A 3,400-nucleotide genomic window follows, 5' to 3' on the forward strand; every position below is an offset into this window, starting at 1 on the left:
TGAAAAAGGAAATATAGATACGGCTGGTATGGATCATTTATTACCTTGGTCCGAATTATTACCAGAAAGATGCCGTAAACCGCGCCGCAAATAAAACTGCGGCGTTTATTTTACAAGCAAGCGGATTATTTGACGCTTACGCATACTGAATAGAAATCCATGGTTCAAAAGCCCAAACAACAGTAAACTGATAAGACCGAGGTTGCTGGTGCCTGCCTCGGTCTTATCAGTATATTCATTCATATTGATGTCTATTTTCAAATAAATAATCCTTGACCGGTTTATTGAGTATATCAATATCTTCCCCAAGAATTGATCTTACATAAAACAAAATAAAAGGATCTGCGTATTCAGGGCTGCATTTATATATATTCCCATAATCAGAAATATTCTTATCCCCAAAGTTCTTGATTGATGCCAAGATGCATTTAGCTACACTTGTTTTGGTCATGCGCCTCTTAATAATCTGATCACTGTAGAACCTAAAAACCTTATACGTCAAATATAAGATTTGAGTATAACTCCATTTCTCAATCAAGCCTTTTAATTCTGTTAACTGTTTATCTGTAGGAGAGAAACTCATTCCACGTTGTTCAGCACCTTTTTGGATATTTTCAAGCAAGAAATAATAGTACAGGTCAATTGTTATTTGTTTTACCTCTTCTTCGCTCAAAGAACTAAAATCGATATAACCCTTTTTAACCATCATTCTATCGTAATCTGTAAAGTTAACATTAAATACATAATTAACATTACTAGGATTAAATAAAAATCCATCGCTATCTTCAATTATATATCTATAGGATGTATTGTCAGAAACGCTTATTAACCTCATATGAAATAATGCAAGAATTCTATAAAGATTTCCAGAGTGTATATTTTTTGAATATATTTTTTCAAACTCGTCGTAATCATATACTGTCGAATCTTTAAGCAACGAAATTATTCTTAACTGTTCCTCCGGCTCCAACTCACTATAATCCTTTTTGGCTTCAGGTATACTCTTTCGAATAAGCTCAGATGCAGATAATTGCTTAGCTTCTAGTTCTTTTCTTTTGGCTTCCTGACAATTATTACATCTACAAAAACCAAATGATGATTTTTTATGACCGCAAATAGTACAATATGGATCATTAAACATACCTGTTCTTCTTCTATTTATCACCATATTCAAATTACAGTATGGACATTTTGTATCTACCTCTATCGGAGGAAGTATTCTAGATAATTGTCCTACTGCAAGTTTCAGATTATTTTTAGCTATTATTTCTTTTACCTTGATACCGTCATCATAATCTTGGGTTACCTGATTTATAACTTCTTCCGGGATGGTTTTTATGTATTCTTCAAGTTCCTCTTTTTTCAGATACTTGTTTACTTTATCGCCAGAATCCTGCTGTTCATGAGAGTCTGGAAGTTCCTGAGATATTTGCGATTCCTTAGAATCTTGCATTTCATGTGATTCATGAATATCCTGAGTAGGATCACATATAAGTAGTTGAGTAACTTCAACTCCTATTGCTCCTGCTAGTAATTCCAATAATTCCAATTTAGTATTGCGACCATTTTCATATCTATTAATCGTATGAATTGATACGCCACTTTTTCGGGCAAGATCATCCTGTGTTAATTCGTAGTGTTCTCTCCATTTTCGTATGTAGTTCATGAATTAAGCCTCCTCTCTTAAAATAATATAGAAGAGGTGAAGATATTTAAACTGCCAAATTTGGCATGCTGTATATATTTTTTTATTTGTATAAGTCATTCCGATCTAAGACTCATTTCACAATCCTCTAACGTCTTTCAAAATCTTTACGACTTCGTGTTTCTTAAGTACTTTACCATAAGATACAACCTTACCATCTACAACCAATGCAGGTGTTGTCATAACTCCATAGGCGGCTATTTTTTCATACTCTTTTACATGTTCGATGGTCGTATCCATACCAAGTTCCTTAAGCGCTTCAATGGCTTCTGCTTCGAGCTGATTACACTTTGCACAGCCTCCGCCAAGGATCTTTACTCCTTTTAGACTTTTTTCTTCTTCCGCAGCCTGCATGTTTTCCGTAGTACAATTGCATGCGCAGCAACATGAAGTTTTTTTCTCCTCTTCTTTTTTCTTACCAAAACTAAATAAAGCCATTTTCTTTTCCTCCTACAAAATCATTCCTTGCATTAGATTAAACAGATATCCTACTATTACAATTCCAACTACACATATGGTAATGAAAACAACCAGAAGCTTTGTTTTGATCGCTTTCTTTAGCATGATTAGTGACGGAAGAGAAAGCGTAGTCACACCTAACATAAATGCAAGCACAGTTCCAAGCTGAGCCCCCTTATATAGTAATGCCTCAGCAATAGATATAGTTCCGAAAGTATCAGCATACAGCGGAATACCAACTATGGTAGCCAGCATCACACCAAATGAATTCTTTCTTCCAAGTATTCCTTCGACAAAGCTTTGTGGTATCCAGTTATGTATTACAGCTCCAATTCCTACACCTATGACAATATATGGAAAAACTTTTTTTAAAGTCTCAAGCACCTGATCCTTTGCATAGATAAGGCGTTCCTTCTGTGTAAGGGATGGTGAATCAATGTCTACAGCAGATGCCTTTCGAATAAACTCTTCTACCTGATCTTCCATGTGAAGCTTCTCTATTAAAGTCCCTCCAATTACTGCGACCACAAGTCCCAGCATAACATAGATAATCGCCACCTTTGTACCAAAGATGCTCATAAGAAGAATCAGACTTCCAACATCTACCATAGGCGAAGATATCAGAAACGAAAAAGTCACACCAAGAGGGAGTCCAGCACTGGTAAATCCAATGAACAGCGGAATTGAGGAACAAGAGCAAAAAGGTGTCACGGTTCCCAAAAGTGCTGCAATACAGTTTGCCCAAATACCATGAAAATGCCCTAAGATCTTCTTACTTCTTTCCGGTGGAAAATAACTTTGAATATAAGAAATCAAGTAGATAAGAACACACAAGAGAATTGTTATCTTTATTACATCATATAAAAAGAACTGTATTCCGCCTCCCAGTCTTGATTCTAAATCAGCTCCTATTAACGAAAGAAAATCACCTATCAGTTCATTTAGCCACTTCATTCCAAGTATCTGTTTCATAAAAAAATCGCCTATCACTTTCAACACCTACCACTTTCTTCACCTTATGAAGCTCTATACTCCATCAAGGTTGTATTCTGCCATTCTCCAAATCTGTCCTTCGCAATTCATTCTCTATATCCGATTTCTCTAAAACCACACTTCTTATGTAATGCGATACTTGCCTTGTTAATAGAGATTATTGCTGAATATATACTCCAAAATCCTGCCTTTTCTGACCTTTTAATTAACTCATTTACAAGTGCAGTTCCAACGCCATGTCCT

Annotated in this window: 4 protein-coding genes; all 4 read right to left on the reverse strand. The window is 35.6% G+C overall.

The annotated features are described in order from the left end of the window. Positions 1-235 precede the first annotated feature (235 nt). Entirely contained in the window at positions 236-1,666 is a 1,431-nt protein-coding gene (locus K6G87_RS17010) for a helix-turn-helix transcriptional regulator (protein ID WP_296839906.1), read from the reverse strand. 117 nt (positions 1,667-1,783) lie between these two features. After that, the gene (locus K6G87_RS17015) at positions 1,784-2,143 is read right to left on the reverse strand and encodes a thioredoxin family protein (RefSeq protein ID WP_296839909.1); all 360 of its coding nucleotides are present in this window, start codon (positions 2,141-2,143) and stop codon (positions 1,784-1,786) included. A gap of 12 nt (positions 2,144-2,155) precedes the next feature. After that, positions 2,156-3,136, reverse strand: coding sequence for a permease (locus tag K6G87_RS17020; RefSeq protein ID WP_248403831.1), 981 nt, complete (start codon positions 3,134-3,136; stop codon positions 2,156-2,158). 107 nt (positions 3,137-3,243) lie between these two features. After that, positions 3,244-3,400 (reverse strand): GNAT family N-acetyltransferase (locus tag K6G87_RS19990; RefSeq protein WP_296839914.1); only part of this gene is annotated, 157 nt, incomplete at its 5' end.

It is taken from the genome of Butyrivibrio sp. (genome assembly GCF_024699075.1).

Bases quoted from the DNA above. Each gene is read 5' to 3' on its own strand.
- K6G87_RS17010 (WP_296839906.1), bottom strand. From the start codon at position 1,666: ATGAACTACATACGAAAATGGAGAGAACACTACGAATTAACACAGGAT.
- K6G87_RS17015 (WP_296839909.1), bottom strand. From the start codon at position 2,143: ATGGCTTTATTTAGTTTTGGTAAGAAAAAAGAAGAGGAGAAAAAAACT.
- K6G87_RS17020 (WP_248403831.1), bottom strand. From the start codon at position 3,136: ATGAAACAGATACTTGGAATGAAGTGGCTAAATGAACTGATAGGTGAT.